At 71.5% G+C, this 17297-nt stretch carries 13 protein-coding genes; 2 read left to right on the top strand and 11 right to left on the bottom strand.

The features are described from left to right. Nucleotides 1-145: 145 nt before the first annotated feature. The 4 genes from ilvN to LIU39_RS13600 form a co-directional block, all read right to left on the bottom strand. Nucleotides 146-670, bottom strand: a complete 525-nt coding sequence (gene ilvN / locus LIU39_RS13615; protein WP_227046939.1) for an acetolactate synthase small subunit — start codon at nucleotides 668-670, stop codon at nucleotides 146-148. A 44-nt stretch (nucleotides 671-714) separates the two neighbouring features. After that, nucleotides 715-2577, bottom strand: coding sequence for an acetolactate synthase large subunit (locus LIU39_RS13610; RefSeq protein ID WP_227046938.1), 1863 nt, complete (start codon nucleotides 2575-2577; stop codon nucleotides 715-717). A gap of 209 nt (nucleotides 2578-2786) precedes the next feature. Continuing rightward, a complete protein-coding gene (locus tag LIU39_RS13605) occupies nucleotides 2787-5708 on the bottom strand; it encodes an EAL domain-containing protein (RefSeq protein WP_227046937.1) in 2922 nt (973 codons plus the stop codon). 290 nt (nucleotides 5709-5998) lie between these two features. Continuing rightward, the gene (locus LIU39_RS13600; protein WP_227046936.1) at nucleotides 5999-6976 is read right to left on the bottom strand and encodes a 2-hydroxyacid dehydrogenase; all 978 of its coding nucleotides are present in this window, start codon (nucleotides 6974-6976) and stop codon (nucleotides 5999-6001) included. 88 nt (nucleotides 6977-7064) lie between these two features. Between LIU39_RS13600 and LIU39_RS13595 the strand changes: the two genes are divergently transcribed. Together LIU39_RS13595 and LIU39_RS13590 are read left to right on the top strand one after the other, a co-directional pair. Continuing rightward, a complete protein-coding gene (locus tag LIU39_RS13595) occupies nucleotides 7065-8096 on the top strand; it encodes an aldo/keto reductase (RefSeq protein WP_227046935.1) in 1032 nt (343 codons plus the stop codon). A gap of 144 nt (nucleotides 8097-8240) precedes the next feature. Next, nucleotides 8241-9392 (top strand): PQQ-dependent sugar dehydrogenase, encoded by a 1152-nt coding sequence (locus LIU39_RS13590; protein ID WP_227046934.1) that lies wholly within the window; start codon nucleotides 8241-8243, stop codon nucleotides 9390-9392. Nucleotides 9393-9492: 100 nt separating this feature from the next. Here the strand turns inward: LIU39_RS13590 and LIU39_RS13585 are convergent, their stop codons facing one another. From LIU39_RS13585 to gatC, 7 genes are all read right to left on the bottom strand, one after another. Beyond that, complete coding sequence (locus LIU39_RS13585) at nucleotides 9493-10155, bottom strand: hypothetical protein (protein WP_227046933.1); 663 nt, start codon at nucleotides 10153-10155, stop codon at nucleotides 9493-9495. A gap of 136 nt (nucleotides 10156-10291) precedes the next feature. Next, nucleotides 10292-12403, bottom strand: coding sequence for a phosphocholine-specific phospholipase C (locus LIU39_RS13580; protein WP_227046932.1), 2112 nt, complete (start codon nucleotides 12401-12403; stop codon nucleotides 10292-10294). Nucleotides 12404-12617: 214 nt separating this feature from the next. Beyond that, entirely contained in the window at nucleotides 12618-13520 is a 903-nt protein-coding gene (locus tag LIU39_RS13575; RefSeq protein ID WP_227046931.1) for a TIGR03620 family F420-dependent LLM class oxidoreductase, read from the bottom strand. 190 nt (nucleotides 13521-13710) lie between these two features. Further along, nucleotides 13711-15222 carry an Asp-tRNA(Asn)/Glu-tRNA(Gln) amidotransferase subunit GatB gene (gatB, locus tag LIU39_RS13570; RefSeq protein WP_227046930.1) on the bottom strand — a complete coding sequence of 504 codons (1512 nt, stop codon included), beginning with the start codon at nucleotides 15220-15222 and terminating at the stop codon, nucleotides 13711-13713. A gap of 16 nt (nucleotides 15223-15238) precedes the next feature. Beyond that, entirely contained in the window at nucleotides 15239-15472 is a 234-nt protein-coding gene (locus tag LIU39_RS13565; RefSeq protein WP_227046966.1) for a hypothetical protein, read from the bottom strand. 5 nt (nucleotides 15473-15477) lie between these two features. After that, a complete protein-coding gene (gene gatA / locus LIU39_RS13560) occupies nucleotides 15478-16971 on the bottom strand; it encodes an Asp-tRNA(Asn)/Glu-tRNA(Gln) amidotransferase subunit GatA (protein ID WP_264482720.1) in 1494 nt (497 codons plus the stop codon). A 5-nt stretch (nucleotides 16972-16976) separates the two neighbouring features. Next, on the bottom strand, nucleotides 16977-17273 hold the full coding sequence (gene gatC / locus LIU39_RS13555) for an Asp-tRNA(Asn)/Glu-tRNA(Gln) amidotransferase subunit GatC (RefSeq protein ID WP_030258164.1): 297 nt from the start codon (nucleotides 17271-17273) through the stop codon (nucleotides 16977-16979). Nucleotides 17274-17297: the final 24 nt, after the last annotated feature.

Here is a 17297-nt window from a genome sequence, read left to right as displayed (position 1 = left end):
GGGTATCTCCTTGGATCTAGCTGGTTGCCCACACAGTACGTCGGGCGGGGTGGGGAGGGTTCGCGGGTCTCGGCATGCGAGCGGCGAGGGCGGCGCCGTACCGCTCGGGGCACGGCGCCGTGCGGTCCGCCAGGGACCGCGGGGGTCAGGCCGTACGGTCCAGGGCGCGCAGCGAGCGGTCCGTGATGGACCGGGCGCCACGTCCTATGGCGATGGTGCCGGACTGCACCAACTCCTTGATGCCGTACGGCTCCAGCATCTTGAGCATCGCCTCCAGCTTGTCGCTGGATCCGGTGGCCTCGACGGTGACCGCCTCCGGGGAGACGTCGACGGTCTTGGCGCGGAAGAGCTGGACGATCTCGACGATCTGCGAGCGGGTCTCGTTGTCCGCGCGGACCTTGACGAGAACCAGCTCCCGCTGGATCGCGTGGCCCTGCTCCAGCTCGACGATCTTCAGCACGTTGACGAGCTTGTTGAGCTGCTTGGTGACCTGTTCGAGCGGCAGCGATTCGACGCTGACCACGATGGTGATGCGGGAGATGTCGGGGTGTTCGGTGACACCGACCGCGAGCGAGTCGATGTTGAAACCGCGCCGGGAGAACAGGGCGGCGATCCTGGCCAGGATGCCGGGGGTGTTCTCCACCAGGACGGAGAGCGTGTGCTTGGACATGGTCGGTCTTCTCTCTTCTTCCGTGCGTCCGTGGCGTCCTGGGCTCAGTCGTCGGCGTGGTCGCCGAAGTCGGGGCGCACGCCCCGGGCGGCCATGACCTCGTCGTTGGAGGTGCCGGCGGCGACCATCGGCCAGACCTGTGCGTCCTCGTGGACGATGAAGTCGACCACGACCGGGCGGTCGTTGATGGCATTGGCCTTGGCGATGACGGCGTCCAGCTCGGCCGGGTCCTCGCAGCGCAGCGCGACACAGCCCATCGCCTCGGACAGCTTCACGAAGTCGGGGACGCGGGTGCCGCGGGGCTTGTCCTCGCCCGCCTCGTTGCCGGGGCCGCTGTGCAGCACGGTGTTGGAGTAGCGCTGGTTGTAGAAGAGCGTCTGCCACTGGCGGACCATGCCCAGCGCACCGTTGTTGATGATCGCGACCTTGATGGGGATGTTGTTCAGCGCGCAGGTGACCAGTTCCTGGTTGGTCATCTGGAAGCAGCCGTCGCCGTCGATCGCCCACACCATACGGTCCGGCTGCCCCGCCTTGGCGCCCATCGCCGCCGGGACGGCGTAGCCCATCGTGCCGGCGCCACCGGAGTTGAGCCACGTCGAGGGCTGCTCGTAGTCGATGAAGTGGGCGGCCCACATCTGGTGCTGGCCCACGCCGGCCGCGTAGATGGTGCCTTCGGGAGCCAGCTTGCCGATCCGCTCGATGACCTGCTGCGGTGACAGGCTGCCGTCCTCGGGCTGGTCGTAGCCCAGCGGGTAGGTGTCGCGCCAGCGGTTGAGGTCCTTCCACCAGGCGCGGTAGTCGCCCTTGTGACCGGCGTCGTGCTCCGCCTGGACCGCGACGATCAGGTCGGCGATGACCTCACGGGCGTCACCGACGATCGGCACGTCGGCGACGCGGTTCTTGCCGATCTCGGCCGGGTCGATATCCGCGTGCACGACCTTGGCGTACGGGGCGAAGGAGTCCAGCTTGCCGGTGACGCGGTCGTCGAAGCGGGCGCCGAGGGTGATCAGCAGGTCCGACTTCTGCAGGGCGGTGACGGCGGTGACGGCGCCGTGCATGCCGGGCATGCCGACGTGCTGGGGGTGGCTGTCGGGGAAGGAGCCCAGCGCCATCAGGGTGGTGGTGACGGGCGCGCCGGTCAGCTCGGCGAGCACCTTCAGCTCGGCGGAGGCACCGGACTTCATGACCCCGCCGCCGACGTACAGCACCGGCCGCTTGGACTCCACGATCAGCCGGGCGGCCTCGCGGATCTGCTTGGCGTGCGGCTTGGTCACCGGGCGGTAGCCGGGCAGTTCGGTGTGCGGCGGCCAGCTGAAGGTGGTCTTCGACTGGAGGGCGTCCTTGGCGATGTCGACCAGGACAGGACCGGGGCGGCCCGTGGACGCGATGTGGAACGCCTCCGCGATGGTCCGCGGGATCTCCAGCGGGTCCGTGACCAGGAAGTTGTGCTTGGTGATCGGCATCGTGATGCCGCAGATGTCCGCCTCCTGGAAGGCGTCCGTGCCGATGGCCGCCGAGGCGACCTGCCCGGTGATGGCGACCAGCGGGACGGAGTCCATGTGCGCGTCGGCGATCGGCGTGACGAGGTTCGTGGCACCGGGCCCGGAAGTCGCCATGCACACCCCGACCTTGCCGGTGGCCTGCGCGTAACCGGTGGCGGCGTGCCCCGCACCCTGCTCGTGGCGCACCAGGACGTGCCGGACCTTCGAGGAATCCATCATCGGGTCGTACGCCGGAAGGATCGCACCGCCGGGAATGCCGAACACGGTGTCGGCCCCGACCTCCTCAAGCGAACGAATGAGGGACTGCGCACCCGTGACGTGCTCCACGGCGGCGGTCTGCTGCGATCCGCCGGAGTGACGGGTCCGCGGCTGCGGATGGTGGGCCCCCGGGGCCTGCTCGGTCATCTGCGTCTCTTCTCGAAGCTGAGGGTTTTGGCGGGATTTGTGAGGTTGGGATGCAACAAAAAACCCCTCGTGCCAGGAGGCAAGCGAGGGGAGCGCGTCGGGTGCGTTCAAGTGGGCTTCATCGGTGCCCAGCTTCAGCCGACGCGCTTTCCAAGTACGAGAATTCGGGTGCGCATGGCACTGACCCTCCCCCCGTCGCCACATGAGTGTCAAGTAGGTGGGACGGAGGTCTCACTATTTGGGCGCAGCGGGGGGTGCACCAGGGCGTCGGGGCCGGCCACACCGCCGTGCCGCACCGGCAGCCGGCTGCCCGAGAGCACCACGGCACGGCCCTCGCCCGGCAGAGTGGGCAGGGGGTAGGAATCGCGTGTCAGGGCCCGCCGCAGCCGGTGCTCGTCGAGCGGCCCGGAGAAGGCCACGCCCTGGCCGTGGGTGCAGCCCATGGCGCGCAGCGCGAGCACCTGCTCGGGCAGGTCGACGCCATCGGCGACCGACTGCATCCCGAGATCGGACGCGATCCGCAGCAGGCCGGAAGTGATCTTGTGCAACCGGGCGGATTCGACTACACCGTCGACCAGTCCGCGGTCCAGACGGAGCACGTCGATGGGCAGCCGGCGCAGGGCGCTGATGGCGGCGTACCCGCTCCCGAAGCCGTCCAGCGCGATCCGTACGCCGGCCCGCCGCAGGGCGACCAGGCGGCGCTCCAGTTCGTCCAGCGGGATCCTCGGGTCGCTGTCGGACAGCTCCAGGAGGAGGGCGCCCGAGGGCAGGGCGTGCCGGGCGAGCAGGGACTCGATGCTCTTGGGCGGCAGCGCGCGGTCCAGCAGGCGGCGGGCGGAGAGGCGGACCGCGACCGGGACCTGATAGCCGGCGCGGTGCCGGGCCGCGGCCTGTTCGACGGCCGCTTCGAGCTGCCAGCGGCACAGCTCGGCGGTGCGGTCCCCGTCCTCGGTGGACCGGCCGCGGTCGCCGACCCGCAGGAATTCGGCCGGGGTGAACAGGATGCCCTGCGCCGAGCGCCACCGGGTGTGCGCGGCGACGGCGGTGACCCGGCCGGTGGCCAGCTCGACCACGGGCTGGTGCAGCAGCGCGAACTCGCCCTCGTGCAGCGCGGTGCGGAGCTTGGTGGCCAGTTCGGCGCGGCGGGCCACCTCGGCCTGCATCTGCGGCGCGTACAGCTCGACCCGGCCCTTGCCCGCCTGCTTGGCGCGGTACATGGCGAGGTCGGCGTTGCGCATCAGACCGGCCGGGGTGATGCCGGGCTCGGCGAAGGCCACGCCGATGCTCGCGGCGACCCGGACGTCCCGGCCGTCGATGCGGTAGGGCTCGGAGAGCTTGATGCGCAGCCGGTCGGCGATCTCGTGGATCCGGAACTCGCGGGCCGACGGGTCGCAGGTACCGTCGCCGGTGATCAGTGCGGCGAATTCGTCGCCCCCGAGCCGTGCCGCTATGTCTCCGGCGCGTACCGAATCGCCGAGCCGCTTGGCGGCCTGGATCAGCAGGTCGTCGCCCGCCTGGTGCCCGATGGTGTCGTTGACCTGCTTGAAGCCGTCGAGGTCGATGTAGAGCACGGCGGTGTCGTGGTCGCCCGCCCGGCGGCCGGTGAGCGCCTTGCTGACGCGTTCGGTGAACAGGGCGCGGTTGGGCAGGTCCGTGAGCGCGTCGTGTGAGGCGTTGTGCTGGAGCTGGGCCTGGAGGCGGACGCGCTCGGTGACGTCACGGGAGTTGAAGATCAGGCCGCCGTGGTGACGGTTGACCGTGGACTCGACGTTCAGCCAGCCGTCGCCGCCGGAGCGCCGGGCGCCGGCTCGGAAACGGCACTCGATACGGGTGGTCGGCTCGACGTCCGGCGGGGCGGCGAGGAACCTGCGGACTTCGTGGACGACCCGCCCCAGGTCCTCGGGGTGGATCAGGGAGGCGAGTTCGGAGCCGACCAGTTCCTCCGCGTCGCGGCCGTAGACCCCGGCGGCCGCCGGGCTGACGTAGCGCAGCACGCCGGTGGGTGCGGCGATCATGATGACGTCGCTCGATCCCTGGACCAGGGAGCGGAAGTGGTTCTCCTTCTGGGCCAGTTCCTGGGTCAGGGTGAGGTTGTCGAGCAGCATGATCCCCTGGCGTACGACCAGGGCGAGCACGACCGTGCAGCCGGTGAAGAGCACGACGTGGTCGAGGCGGCGGCCGTCCAGGACGTTGGTGAGGATGCCCAGGGTGCACACGCCGGCGGCGAGATACGGGGCCAGGGCTGCCAGCGAGCCGGCGATCGGGCGGCCGGCGGGGGTCTGGGTCCTGCGGGCCTGGCGGGTGGCGCGGTCGTCGCCACCGAGGTCGCCCGGCGCGCGCCGGATGACCCAGGGCGCGTAGGCGAGGAGTATCGACCCGGCGAACCAGCCGGCGTCCAGGATCTGGCCCGAGCGGTAGTGCTCGCGCAGCAGCGGCGAGGTGAAGAGGGCGTCGCACAATACCGTCAACGCCAGTGCGGCGATGGCGGTGTTGACCGCCGAGCGGTGCACGGACGCGCGCCGGAAGTGCAGCGCGAGCACCATGCTGACCAGCACGATGTCCAGCAGCGGGTATGCCAGCGCGAGCGCGCACTGGGCCACGCTGCGACCCGGGAAGTGGGCGGTGTGCGCGAGGGCCAGGCTCCAGGACAGGGTGAGCAGCGAGCCGCCGATCAGCCAGGCGTCCAGGGCGAGGCAGACCCAACCGGCCCTGGTCACCGGGCGTTTGGCGAGGACCAGGAGGCCGACGATGGCGGGCGGCGCGAACAGCAGGAAGCAGAAGTCCGCCATCGAGGGGCTGGGAACCGGGGCTCCCTGGACGACTTCGTACCAGCCCCATATGGCGTTGCCGAAGGCTGCCATTCCCGAGGAGCCGGCGAAGAGCACCCAGGCGGGGCGGAAGCGGGTGCCGCTCCTGCGGGCGTACAGGCCGCAGGAGACGGCCGCCACCAACGCGGCGAAGCTGAGTCCGAAGTCACCCATGAACTTGGCGACTTGGGGTGATCCCCAGCCGAGGGCGGCGCCTACGGCATAGCCGCCGCAGACCCCCGCGAGCGCGACCTGCGGCAGCAGGCTCGGCGGCCCGCCTGCCTGGACCGGCGGCCGGGAGAGCACCGCGCCCGGGGCGCTCACCGGGCCCTCCCGCACACCCGGGCGCGGTGGCGACGTGGTCGGCACATCGGGGGCTGTCGCCATATCCCCCTCGGTGCTCGTGGATCGCGCGTCTCGCGATTCGTCCATCGGCCGTTCATCGCCGTCGCCCCCCTCGAGTTCCGGATCCTTCGCGGGCGCCGCCGGCTCCGCGGCGCCGTCCCCGACCGGGACGATACACCAGAACGGTCACTCAGGGACATAGCACTTCTACGGAGCGTGACGATGACGGGGTTTCTGCACACTCCGTGCATTCGTACGGACCCGTAGCGCTACGCGCAAGCATTCCGGTCAGCTGTAGCGACCACGTTCCGTAGCGGTGCCCCAGCGGCGAACAACCGCAGCTGGTCCCGCAGAAGGCGCTTCGCGCGGGGCAGGAAGGCAGAGCTGGGGCCCCCGACGTGTGGAGTGATGAGCACGCCGGGAGCGTGCCACAGAGGGTGTTCGGCGGGCAGCGGTTCCGGATCGGTGACGTCGAGGGCCGCGCGCAGCCGTCCCGAGGTCAGCTCGGCCAGCAGCGCGTCCGTGTCGACGATCCGGCCGCGCGCGATGTTCACCACCAGTGCGCCGTCCTTCATGCGCGCCAGGAAATCACGTCCGACCAGGCCACGGGTCTCGTCCGTGAGCGGAGTGGCCAGCACAACCACATCGGCGGCGGGCAGGAGGGCGGACAGGGCGGACAGTGGATGCACAGGACCGCGCACGGTCTCACGGGCGGTGCGCGCGATGCGCATCACCCGCGCGCACTCGAAGGGCGTGAGCCGGTCCTCGATGGCACTGCCGATCGACCCATAACCCACGATGAGAACGGATTTGTCGGCAAGTGCGGGCCGGAAAGCTGTCCGCCACTCCCCCTCGTCCTGGGCCCGCACGAAGTCGGGCACGCCGCGCAGCGCCGCCAGGATGAGGGTCAGGGCCAGCTCCGCCGTGCTGGCGTCGTGCAGCCCGCGGGCGTTGCACAGCTGGGCTCCGTGCGGCAGTTGGGGCAGGGCGGGCAGCATGTGCTCGACTCCCGCGGTCAGGGTCTGCACCACGCGGACCCGGCTCATCAGCGGCAGCGGCCGCAGTGACGCTTCTGCGCCCTTCATATAGGGGACGGCGTAGAACGCGCACCGGGCGGGATCGGCCGGGTAGTCGGGGCCGGCGTCCCAGTGGACGTAGTGCAGTCCGTCGGGAAGGCCCTCGATCTCGTCGGGCGGGATCGGAAGCCATACGTCCATCGCGTCTGCGTGCGGGTCTGCGGTTGCCATGGTCCGAGGCTATGCGAAGAGGCGTTCTCTTCAGACGTTAGTTTGGTCTGGCCCTTGACCGGGGGCGAGGGGACGGAGGCACGACCAGGTGGAGCGCAGGACAATCGGTGCGGCGGCGCTCGAAGTGGGCGCAATCGGGCTCGGCTGCATGCCGATGAACTGGGGGTACACCGAGTCGCAGCGGAGCTTGGACGGCTCGTTGCGGGCCGTGCACGCCGCGCTCGACCGGGGGTGCAGCCTGCTGGACACCGCCGACATGTACGGGCCGTTCACCAACGAGCTGCTGGTGGGCCGGGCGCTCAAGGAACGGCGGGCGGACGCCTTCGTCTCGACCAAGTGCGGGCTGCTGGCGGGCGAGCAGCACATCGTGGCCAACGGCAGGCCGGGCTATGTGAAGCGGGCCTGCGACGCCTCGCTGCGCCGGCTCAGGACCGACCGCATCGATCTCTACCAGCTGCACCGCGCCGATCCCGAGATCCCGATAGAGGAGACCTGGGGCGCGATGGCAGAGCTGGTGGCCGCGGGGAAGGTGCGCTCGCTGGGGTTGTGCGCCGTGGGCGCCCGCGCGCTGCGGCCGACCCGTGCCGACCGGCAGGCGGCGGGCGGCGCGCGGCGGATCCGGTCGCGGATGCACGACGGGACGCTGCGCCAACTGGAGCGCATCCAGCAGGTCTTCCCGGTCAGCAGCGTGCAGGCGGAGCTTTCGGTGTGGTCGCCCGAGGCGCTGGCGGAGCTGCTGCCGTGGTGCGAGTCGCGCGGTGTCGGGTTCCTGGCGGCGATGCCGCTGGGCAACGGCTACCTGACCGGCACCCTCACCCCGGGACAGGGCTTCGAACCGGAGGACCTCCGGGCCCGTCATCCGCGGTTCACCGCCGAGATGATGGCGGCGAACCAGCCGGTGGTGGCCGGACTGCGGCGGGTGGGGGCGCGCTACGGCGCGACGCCGGGACAGGTCGCGCTGGCGTGGGTGCTGGCGCAGGGGCGGCACGTGGTACCGGTGCCGGGGACGAAGAAGGAGCGCTGGGCCGCGCAGAACGCCAAGGCCGCCGAGCTGGTGCTGGATCGCGCCGACCTGGCGGAGATCGCCTCGCTGCCGCCGGCCCGGGGGTCGTGGGACTGACCTCGGCCGCGGCCGGTGTCCGGCCCGGATACCGGCCGCCGTGGTGCCCCGCGCCGACACCGTTCCCTGCGGCCCGGAACGTCCGGCGGCGGCGCGCGCCGATGTGGTGTCCTTGTCCCGCTCCGCCGACGAGAGGACTCTGCCGTGCAACACCGTTCCCTGACCGTCGTGTTGGCCGCGGCCTCGCTGCTGCTGGCGGCGGGCTGCTCCGCCGGCGGCGCGCTGCCCGGGAAGGGCGGTCCTTCCCCCGGCACGAAGGGCTCCGCACGTCCGGGCCCGTCGTCGTCCGTGCCGCCCGCGAAGGGGTCGGTGAAGGTGACCGGCACCCTGGCCACCGGCCTCGACTCGCCCTGGGGCGTGGCGCTGCTGCCGGGCGGCGATCTGCTGGTCGGCTCCCGGGACACCGGCAGGATCTACCGGATCGCCGCGGACGGCGGCAAGAAGACCGAACTGGGCTCGGTCCCCGGGGTGGCTCCGGGCGGCGAAGGGGGCCTGCTGGGGCTCGCGGTGTCGTCCACGTACGGCGCCGACCACCAGGTCTACGCGTATTTCACCACCGAATCCGACAACCGCATCGCCCGCATGATCTACGACGAGAAGCGGCCTGCGGGCAACCAACTGGGCGCGCCCGACACCATTCTGCGGGGCATCCCCAAGGGGCACATCCACAACGGCGGCCGGATCGCGTTCGGCCCGGACAAGATGCTCTACGCCGCTACCGGCGAGACCGGTGACCGGAAGCTCTCCCAGGACAAGGCGTCCCCGGGCGGCAAGATCCTGCGGATGACACCGGACGGCGAGCCCGCGCGCGGCAATCCCGATGCGGATTCGGTGGTGTACGACTACGGGCACCGCGATGTGCAGGGGCTCGCCTGGGACAGTCACGACCGGCTGTGGGCCTCGGAGTTCGGGCAGGACACCTGGGACGAGCTGAACCTCATCGAGGCGGGCCACAACTACGGCTGGCCGGAGCGGGAGGGGAAGGGCAAGGGCGGCTCGGGCTTCACCGATCCGGTCCTCCAGTGGAAGCCGTCGGACGCCTCACCCAGCGGCCTCGCGTACGCGAAGGGGTCGCTCTGGATGGCGGCGCTGCGCGGCGAGCGGCTGTGGCGGATCCCGCTGGACGGAACGAAGCCGGCCGCGGCGCCGCACGCCTTCCTGAAGGGCACGTACGGGCGGCTGCGGACCGTGGTGGCGGCGGACGACGGGTCGTTGTGGCTGGTCACGAGCAACACCGACGGGCGGGGCAAGCCGCACAAGGGCGATGACCGCATCCTGCACCTGAAGGTGACCTGAGCGTCCCGCCTGATGCCGTCCGGTGGTGCGCGCACGGCCAAGGCCCGCCGGGCGGACCGGCGGGCCTTGACTGTGGTGCGGTGACGGGGCCGTACGGTCCTCAGGAACCCGCGCCCGCGGGGGCCTTGGGGATGCTGGGCAGGCTCGCCAGGAGGTCGAAGTACATTCCGGCGGAGATCAGGATGCCCAGGACGCCGAGGGCCAGGCCGCCCCAGGCGACGGCACGCATCCAGGCGGCGCGCGGGCGGTTGAGCAGCACGGCGCCGCCGATGATCACGGCGAGCAGCGCGAACAGGCCGTTGACCAGGGCTGTGGTGTGCCAGGGCGTGCCGTAGACGGTGGCGATCTGGTCGGTGGCCTTGCCCGACTGGAGCTTGATCTGGCCGAGCAGGGTCTGCCGTTCGGCCAGCAGCGTGCCGAGCCAGGTGCCGGTGACGGAGGCGAGGCCGAGCCCGGCGGCGACGACCGCGCCCGCGCCGAACCCGACGCCCGCGGTGGCCTGCACCGGCGCTTCGTCGTCGAGGGCGTCCTCGTCGTCGTGCGCCGCCGCGGTGTCGTCGAGGCCGTCGAGATCGCTGTCCTCGTCGTGTTCGGCCGTGGCGGTGGCCCGCTTCTCATCGGCGGCGTCCGCGGTGCCGGTGGCGGCATCGGTGTCCGGCTCTGCGGTGGTCTTCTCCTCCACGTCCGTGGCGGCTTCGGCCGGCACGGACGGGTCGTCGGTTCGCGTTGCGGCGCGCTCGTCGGTCGTCCTGGTCGTTCCCATGTGCGCGACCGTAGGGGGCGCGTCTGAGAGTCGGATGAGAGAGCGGCGGGGGCGGGGGTGCGCGGCGGCGACGGACGGCGGGCCGGGGCCGGCCGGCCGCCGTCCCGCCGCTGGTCAGCCGCGCGGTCCGGCCCGGTCAGCCGGTGACCGACTCCTTGCCGTTCTCGATGTGTCCCATGAGGCGGCGGTGGAAGGAGGTGTCCTCGGCGACGGTGAGGGCGAGGTCGTACCAGCCGTGCGCGTCCGCCGCCCGGTGCGCGACGGTGCGGGTGCCGCCGGCCTTCACCTTCAGCGTGCGGGGCGTGTCCCCGTAGGCGAGCGGGGCGAGGGTGACGGTGAGGTCGGCCGTGCCGCCGTTGACGACGGTCAGGTGGATCTCCCGGCGGTCCGCGTCGATGCGGGTACGGACCTGGGCGGCGGCCGCCGCGCCCGAGCCGTGGCCGGCGAACTCCCGCCGGAAGCCGTTCGGCCCGGTGACGGTGAAACGGTACGCCCCGTCCTTGACCGGCACGTCCCAGCTCCCGCTGCCGGTCACGTCGCGGTGCTGCGGCGTCCCGTACTCCCCGGCGTACGGATAGAGCGCGAGGTGGGCGGAGGCGGCGCCGCCGTTGCGCAGCGCCATCCGGAAAAGGCCGGCGCCCGTGTCGAGGCCGCCGTCGGCGTCCGGCTGGTAGGGCAGCGGCCGGGCCGGGCGGGTGCCGTGTTCCTGCTGGGGCAGCGCCTGGTCGGCCGGCGGGCGCGGCGCCCAGCGGCCGCTGAACGGCGGGATCTCGCCCGGCTGCTCCACCGACGGCTGCCGGCGCCCGCGAGAGAAGTCGAACGCACCGGTGAGGTCGCCGCAGACGGTCCGCCGCCAGGCGCTGATGTTGGGCTCCCGCACCCCCGTCCACCGTTCCAGGAAGCGGGTGATCGAGGTGTGGTCGAAGACCTGCGAGCAGGCGTAACCGCCGACCGTCCAGGGCGAGATGACGATCATCGGCACCCGCATGCCCAGGCCCGTCGGCTTCCCGTCCCAGAACTCGCCGTCCGTCCCTGCGGGCGGCACCGGCGGCGGTACGTGGTCGAAGAAGCCGTCGTTCTCGTCGTAGGTGAGGAACAGCGCGGTGTGCCGCCAGACGTCCGGGTTCCTGCCGAGTGCGTCCAGGACCTTGTAGACGATGGTGGCGCTCTCGACGGGCGAGGAGGAGCCGGGGTGTTCGGAGTCGGCGGCCGACGGCACGATGTACGACACCTCGGGCAGCTTGCCGCTCGCCACGTCGGCGGCGAAGGCGGTGGCCGTGGTGTCCGGCTCGCCGCGCCGCAGCGCCCGCTCGAACAGGCTGCGGTCGGCCCGCCCGAGCGCCTTGACGCCGTCCTCCAGCAGCCCCAGCAGCCGCTTGCGTTCGTCCGCTCCGGCGCCCGCCACCTTCCCGTAGAAGGCGGTCATGTTCGAGACGCCGCCGACCTTCGCCAGCGCCTTCCTGGCGACCGCCTTGAAGCGGGCGTAGAACTCCAGGTTGTTGTCGGTGAAGTTGTCCCACTCCTGGTAGACCCGCCAGCTGTGGCCGGTCTTCTCCAGCCGCTCGGGGTAGGTCGTCCAGGTGTAGCCGGTGTGGGTGTCCTCGTCGTACGCGTCGTTGCCGACCGCGCGCTTGCCGGTGCCGGGTTCGAAGCCGGTCCAGCCGCTGACCAGGTGGTTGCGGTTGGGGCTGGTGGAGGAGTGGATCGACGAGTGGTAGGCGTCGCAGACGGTGAAGGTGTCGGCGAGTTCGTAGTGCAGGGGGACGTCCTGCCGGTCGTAGTGGGCCATGGTGGCGGCGGTCTTGGCGGTGACCCAGTTGTTCATCCAGCCGCCGTTCCACGCCTTGGAACCGCCGACCCACTCGTGGTTGAGCGCCCCTATGTACTGGAGGTCCTTCTTCTGCGCGGCCGCGGCCCCGCGGACCGAGAACGGCAGGACGGTGCCGATGCCCAGCGCCCCGGGCTGCTCGTAGACGCTGCGCTTGCCGGGCAGTTCGACGGCATTGCGGTCGGCGTAGCCGCGTACTCCGCGCAGCATGCCGAAGTAGTGGTCGAAGGAACGGTTCTCCTGCATCAGCACGACGACGTGCCTGATGTCGCGCAGGTCGCCCGCGCCCCGCGCCGGCCGTGCCGCGTCGGCGGCCAGCGCCTCCTGCAACGACGGCGGCAGCAGCGATCCGGCGACCGCCGCCCCCGCCGCGGCAGCGCCAACTCCCAGTACCCGCCTGCGAGATACCTCCGGTGTCACGCCCGACCTCCCAGTCGACAGTCAATGGTCTTCGGTCAGCCCATTGAGATGGTGCGACGGGGACGGTAGTAGACGGCCGTGACGGGCGATAGGTATCGAGGTGACAACTTTGGGAACACGCGACCGATGCAGGGGTGCCACCGGACGGCCGGAACCGCCGAAACGGCAGCTGCCGCGCCACCTCACGGCGGCCCGCACCCTCAGCGGGAGGCGGTCAGCCCAGACCCAACGCCGGTGCCAGTTCCCGCAGTTGCTCCAGGCCCAGGCCGCGGTCGGCGGCGAGCGGCTGGAGGGCCACGTGGTCGGCGCCCGCGTCGTGGTGTTCCTGGACCCGCCGCCGGATCGCGTCCACGTCGCCCCAGGCCACGATCGCGTCCACCAGCCGGTCGCTGCCGCCGTTCGCGAAGTCCTCGTCGCCGAAGCCGAACCGGCGCAGATTGCCGGTGTAGTTCGGCAGCTCCAGGTAGAACCGCGTGTGGTGGGCACGGGCCAGCGAACGGGCCTTCTCCGGGTCGGTCTCCAGAAGTACGGCCTGTTCGGGGGCGAGCAGCGGGCCGGCGCCGAGGATCTCCCGGGCGCGTGCGGTGTGCTGCGTGGGCACGAAGTACGAGTGGGCGCCGGCCGCCCGCGCCGCCGCCAGCTCCAGCATCTTCGGGCCGAGCGCGGCCAGCACCCGGGCGGAGGCGGAATCCGGGGCCGGGCCGGCGTACGGGGCGGCGTCCATCGCGTCGAGGTACGCGCGCACGGCCGCCAGCGGCTTGGCGTAGGTGTGGCCCCGCAGGTCGACCAGCGGCGCGTGGCTCGCACCCAGGCCGAGCAGGAAGCGGCCGTCGTGGGCCGCGGCCAGGTTGCGCGCGGCGGCGGACGCGGCCGACGCGTCACGGACCCAGATGTTGGCGATGCCGGTGGCGACCGTGATCCGCTCGGTGGCGGACAGCAGCAGCGCGGCCTGGCTGACTGCCTCCGACCCCGGGCCCTCGCCGAACCACAGGGCGCCGTAGCCCAGTTGCTCGATCTCGGCGGCGGCCTCCCGGGCCTCGTCCGCCGGAACGCCGCCGAGGCCGCCGTGCCAGACACCGACCCGGCCGATCCGCGAGACAAGAGCGTGCTGCTGCACCGTTCCTCCACTGTCCGAAGCGTGGTGGCCCGCCCGCGTCCACGGCGGAGGGCCTTTCCTTGATCACAGCACGACGGTGTGCCCCGGCATTCCCGGCCGGGCCGGTCGGGTGGACGGTGCACGAAGACGGCCGCCCTCCCGGAGGAGAACGGCCGTCTTCGGGCGGCCGGGGCACCGGCCGCGGCTGTGCTCAGCCCTCTGTCACGCCGAGGCGCTCAAGGATGAGTTCGCGGACCCGGGCCGCATCGGCCTGGCCGCGGGTGGCCTTCATGACCGCGCCGACCAGCGCACCGGCCGCCGCGACCTTGCCGCCGCGGATCTTGTCGGCGATGGCGGCGTTGCCCGCGATGGCCTCGTCGACGGCGCTGCCCAGGGCGCCCTCGTCGGAGACGACCTTCAGGCCGCGCTTCTCGACGACGGTGTCCGGGTCGCCCTCGCCGGCCAGCACGCCCTCGATGGTCTGGCGGGCCAGCTTGTCGTTGAGGGAGCCCTCGGCGACCAGCGCGGCCACCCGGGCGACCTGCACCGGGGTGATCGGCAGGGCGGCGAGGTCCACGCCGTCCTCGTTGGCGCGGCGGGCCAGTTCGCCCATCCACCACTTACGGGCGGAGGCGGAGTCCGCGCCCGCCTCGGTCGTGGCGACGATCAGGTCGACCGCACCGGCGTTGAGGATCGACTGCATGTCGTGCGCGGAGACGCCCCACTCCTCGCGCAGCCGGTTGCGGCGCAGCCGCGGCAACTCGGGCAGCGCGCCCCGCAGTTCCTCGACCCACTCGCGCGCGGGGGCCACCGGCACCAGGTCCGGCTCGGGGAAGTAGCGGTAGTCCTCGGCGTTGTCCTTGATGCGGCCGGCCGTCGTCGAGCCGTCCTCTTCGTGGAAGTGCCGGGTCTCCTGGACGATGGTGCCGCCGGAGGAGAGCACCGCGGCGTGCCGCTGGATCTCGAAGCGGGCCGCGCGCTCCACGGAACGCAGCGAGTTGACGTTCTTCGTCTCCGAGCGGGTGCCGAGCTTCTCGGTGCCGTTCGGGCGCAGCGAGAGGTTCACGTCGCAGCGCATCTGGCCCATCTCCATGCGGGCCTCGGAGACACCCAGCGCCTTGATCAGCTCGCGCAGCTCGGCGACGTACGCCTTGGCGACCTCGGGGGCCCGCTCGCCGGCGCCCTCGATCGGCTTGGTGACGATCTCGATCAGCGGGATGCCGGCGCGGTTGTAGTCCAGGAGGGAGTGCGAGGCACCGTGGATACGGCCCGTCGCGCCGCCGACGTGGGTGGACTTGCCGGTGTCCTCCTCCATGTGGGCGCGCTCGATCTGCACCCGGAAGACCTCGCCGTCCTCCAGCTGTACGTCGAGGTAGCCGTCGAAGGCGATCGGCTCGTCGTACTGGGAGGTCTGGAAGTTCTTCGGCATGTCCGGATAGAAGTAGTTCTTCCGGGCGAAGCGGCACCACTCGGCGATGGAGCAGTTCAGTGCCAGGCCGATCTTGATGGCCGACTCGACGCCGATCGCGTTGACGACCGGGAGCGAGCCGGGCAGGCCCAGGCAGGTGGGGCAGGTCTGCGCGTTGGCGTCGGCGCCCAGCGTGGTCGCACACCCGCAGAACATCTTGGTCTTGGTGCCGAGCTCGACATGGACCTCCAGGCCCATGACGGGGTCGTACGCCGCGAGAGCGTCCTCGTACGACACCAGGTCAGTGACAGTCACGGTGAAACTTTCCCTCTCAGCCCAGCAGGACGTCGTCGTCGCCCAGGCGCTTCAGTTCGCGGTAGAGGATCGCCAGGCCGGTGACGATCGCCGCGGCGGAGACGCCCGCGTCGATCAGTCGCAGCGTGTCGTTCTCCTGGCGGGCCGTCTTCGCCTGCTTGAAGACGCTGAGGGCGCCGAACGCGGTGGTACCGATCGACAGGTAGACGCCGGACTTGGACTTCTTGAAGTTCTTGGCCTTCTTGGTCATTGAGCTCACAGTGACGGTGCCTCCTCCAGCAGCGGGTGCCCCCACTTTTCCACGAAGGCCGCCTCGACGGCGGACCCGACCTGGTAGAGCCGGTCGTCCTTCATGGCGGGGGCGATGATCTGCAGTCCGACGGGCAGGCCGTCCTCCGGTGCCAGGCCGCAGGGCAGCGACATCGCGGAGTTGCCGGCCAGGTTCGACGGAATCGTGCACAGGTCGGCGAGGTACATCGCCATCGGGTCGTCCGCGCGCTCACCGATCGGGAAGGCGGTGGTGGGCGTCGTCGGCGAGACGATGACGTCGACCGTCTCGAAGGACTTCTCGAAGTCCCGCGTGATCAGGGTGCGGACCTTCTGCGCCGAGCCGTAGTAGGCGTCGTAGTAGCCGGAGCTGAGCGCGTAGGTGCCGAGGATGATGCGGCGCTTGACCTCGTCGCCGAAGCCGGCCTCGCGGGTGAGGGCGGTGACGTCCTCGGCGGACCTCGTGCCGTCGTCGCCGACCCGCAGGCCGTAGCGCATGGCGTCGAAGCGGGCGAGGTTCGAGGAGCACTCGGACGGCGCGATCAGGTAGTACGCGGAGAGCGCCAGGTCGAAGGACGGGCAGTCCAGCTCGACGATCTCGGCGCCGAGGCTCTTGAGCAGCTCGACGGACTCGTCGAACCGCTGGAGCACGCCCGCCTGATAGCCCTCGCCGCGGAACTGCTTGACGACGCCGACCCGCATCCCGGCGACGGAGCCGTTGCGGGCGGCATCGACGACGGCCGGGACCGCCGCGTCGATGGACGTCGAGTCCAGCTCGTCGTGGCCAGCGATCACCTCGTGCAGCAGCGCCGCGTCCAGGACCGTGCGGGCGCAGGGGCCGCCCTGGTCGAGGGAGGAGGAGAAGGCGACCATGCCGTAGCGGGAGACCGCGCCGTAGGTGGGCTTGACGCCGACCGTGCCGGTGACGGCGGCGGGCTGGCGGATGGAGCCGCCGGTGTCCGTGCCGATGGCGAGCGGGGCCTGGTAGGAGGCGAGGGCCGCGGAGGAGCCGCCGCCGGAGCCGCCGGGGATCTTGGTGAGGTCCCAGGGGTTGCCGGTCGGGCCGTAGGCGCTGTTCTCCGTCGACGACCCCATGGCGAACTCGTCCATGTTGGTCTTGCCGAGGATCACGACATCGGCGGCCTTGAGCCGCTTGGTCAGCGTCGCGTCGTACGGCGGGATCCAGCCTTCGAGGATCTTCGAGCCGACGGTGGTGGGCATGTCCTGCGTCGTGAAGATGTCCTTCAGCGCGAGCGGGACGCCGGCCAGCGGGCCGAGCTTCTCGCCGCGGGCCTTCTTCTCGTCGACGGCGCGGGCCTGGGCCAGCGCGCCTTCGCGGTCGACGTGGAGGTAGGCGTTCACCTTCTCGTCGACGGCCTCGATGCGGGCCAGGTGGGCCTCGGTCACCTCGACGGCGGTCAGTTCGCCGGACGCGATCTTCGCCGCGATCTCGGCGGCGGTGAGCTTGATCAGGTCTGCCATGTCGGTCACTCCTCCCCCAGGATCTGCGGCACCTTGAAACGCTGCTGCTCCTGGGCCGGGGCGCCGGACAGCGCCTGCTCGGGGGTCAGCGACGGACGGACCTCGTCCGCCCGCATGACGTTGGTCAGGGGCAGCGGGTGGGAGGTCGGCGGGACGTCTTGGTCGGCGACCTCGGAGACGCGGGCGACCGCGCCAATGATGTCGTCGAGCTGTCCGGCGAAGTGGTCGAGCTCTTCGTCCTTCAGCTCCAGACGTGCCAGCCGGGCGAGGTGGGCGACCTCCTCGCGCGTGATGCCAGGCATGCAGCGATCCTCTGCTGGTTCTCG

This window comes from Streptomyces pinistramenti, assembly GCF_020564935.1.
In the GTDB taxonomy this organism is placed as follows: domain Bacteria; phylum Actinomycetota; class Actinomycetes; order Streptomycetales; family Streptomycetaceae; genus Streptomyces; species Streptomyces pinistramenti.
Note: the sequence above shows the minus strand (reverse complement) of the source record. Positions and strands in the feature narration are given on the sequence as shown.

Excerpts from the sequence above, each read along its gene's own strand:
- LIU39_RS13610 (WP_227046938.1), bottom strand. The coding sequence starts at position 2,577 with ATGACCGAGCAGGCCCCGGGGGCCCACCATCCGCAGCCGCGGACCCGT.
- gatA (WP_264482720.1), bottom strand. The coding sequence starts at position 16,971 with ATGGCAGACCTGATCAAGCTCACCGCCGCCGAGATCGCGGCGAAGATC.
- ilvN (WP_227046939.1), bottom strand. The coding sequence starts at position 670 with ATGTCCAAGCACACGCTCTCCGTCCTGGTGGAGAACACCCCCGGCATC.
- LIU39_RS13600 (WP_227046936.1), bottom strand. The coding sequence starts at position 6,976 with ATGGCAACCGCAGACCCGCACGCAGACGCGATGGACGTATGGCTTCCG.
- gatC (WP_030258164.1), bottom strand. The coding sequence starts at position 17,273 with ATGCCTGGCATCACGCGCGAGGAGGTCGCCCACCTCGCCCGGCTGGCA.
- LIU39_RS13585 (WP_227046933.1), bottom strand. The coding sequence starts at position 10,155 with ATGGGAACGACCAGGACGACCGACGAGCGCGCCGCAACGCGAACCGAC.
- LIU39_RS13565 (WP_227046966.1), bottom strand. The coding sequence starts at position 15,472 with ATGACCAAGAAGGCCAAGAACTTCAAGAAGTCCAAGTCCGGCGTCTAC.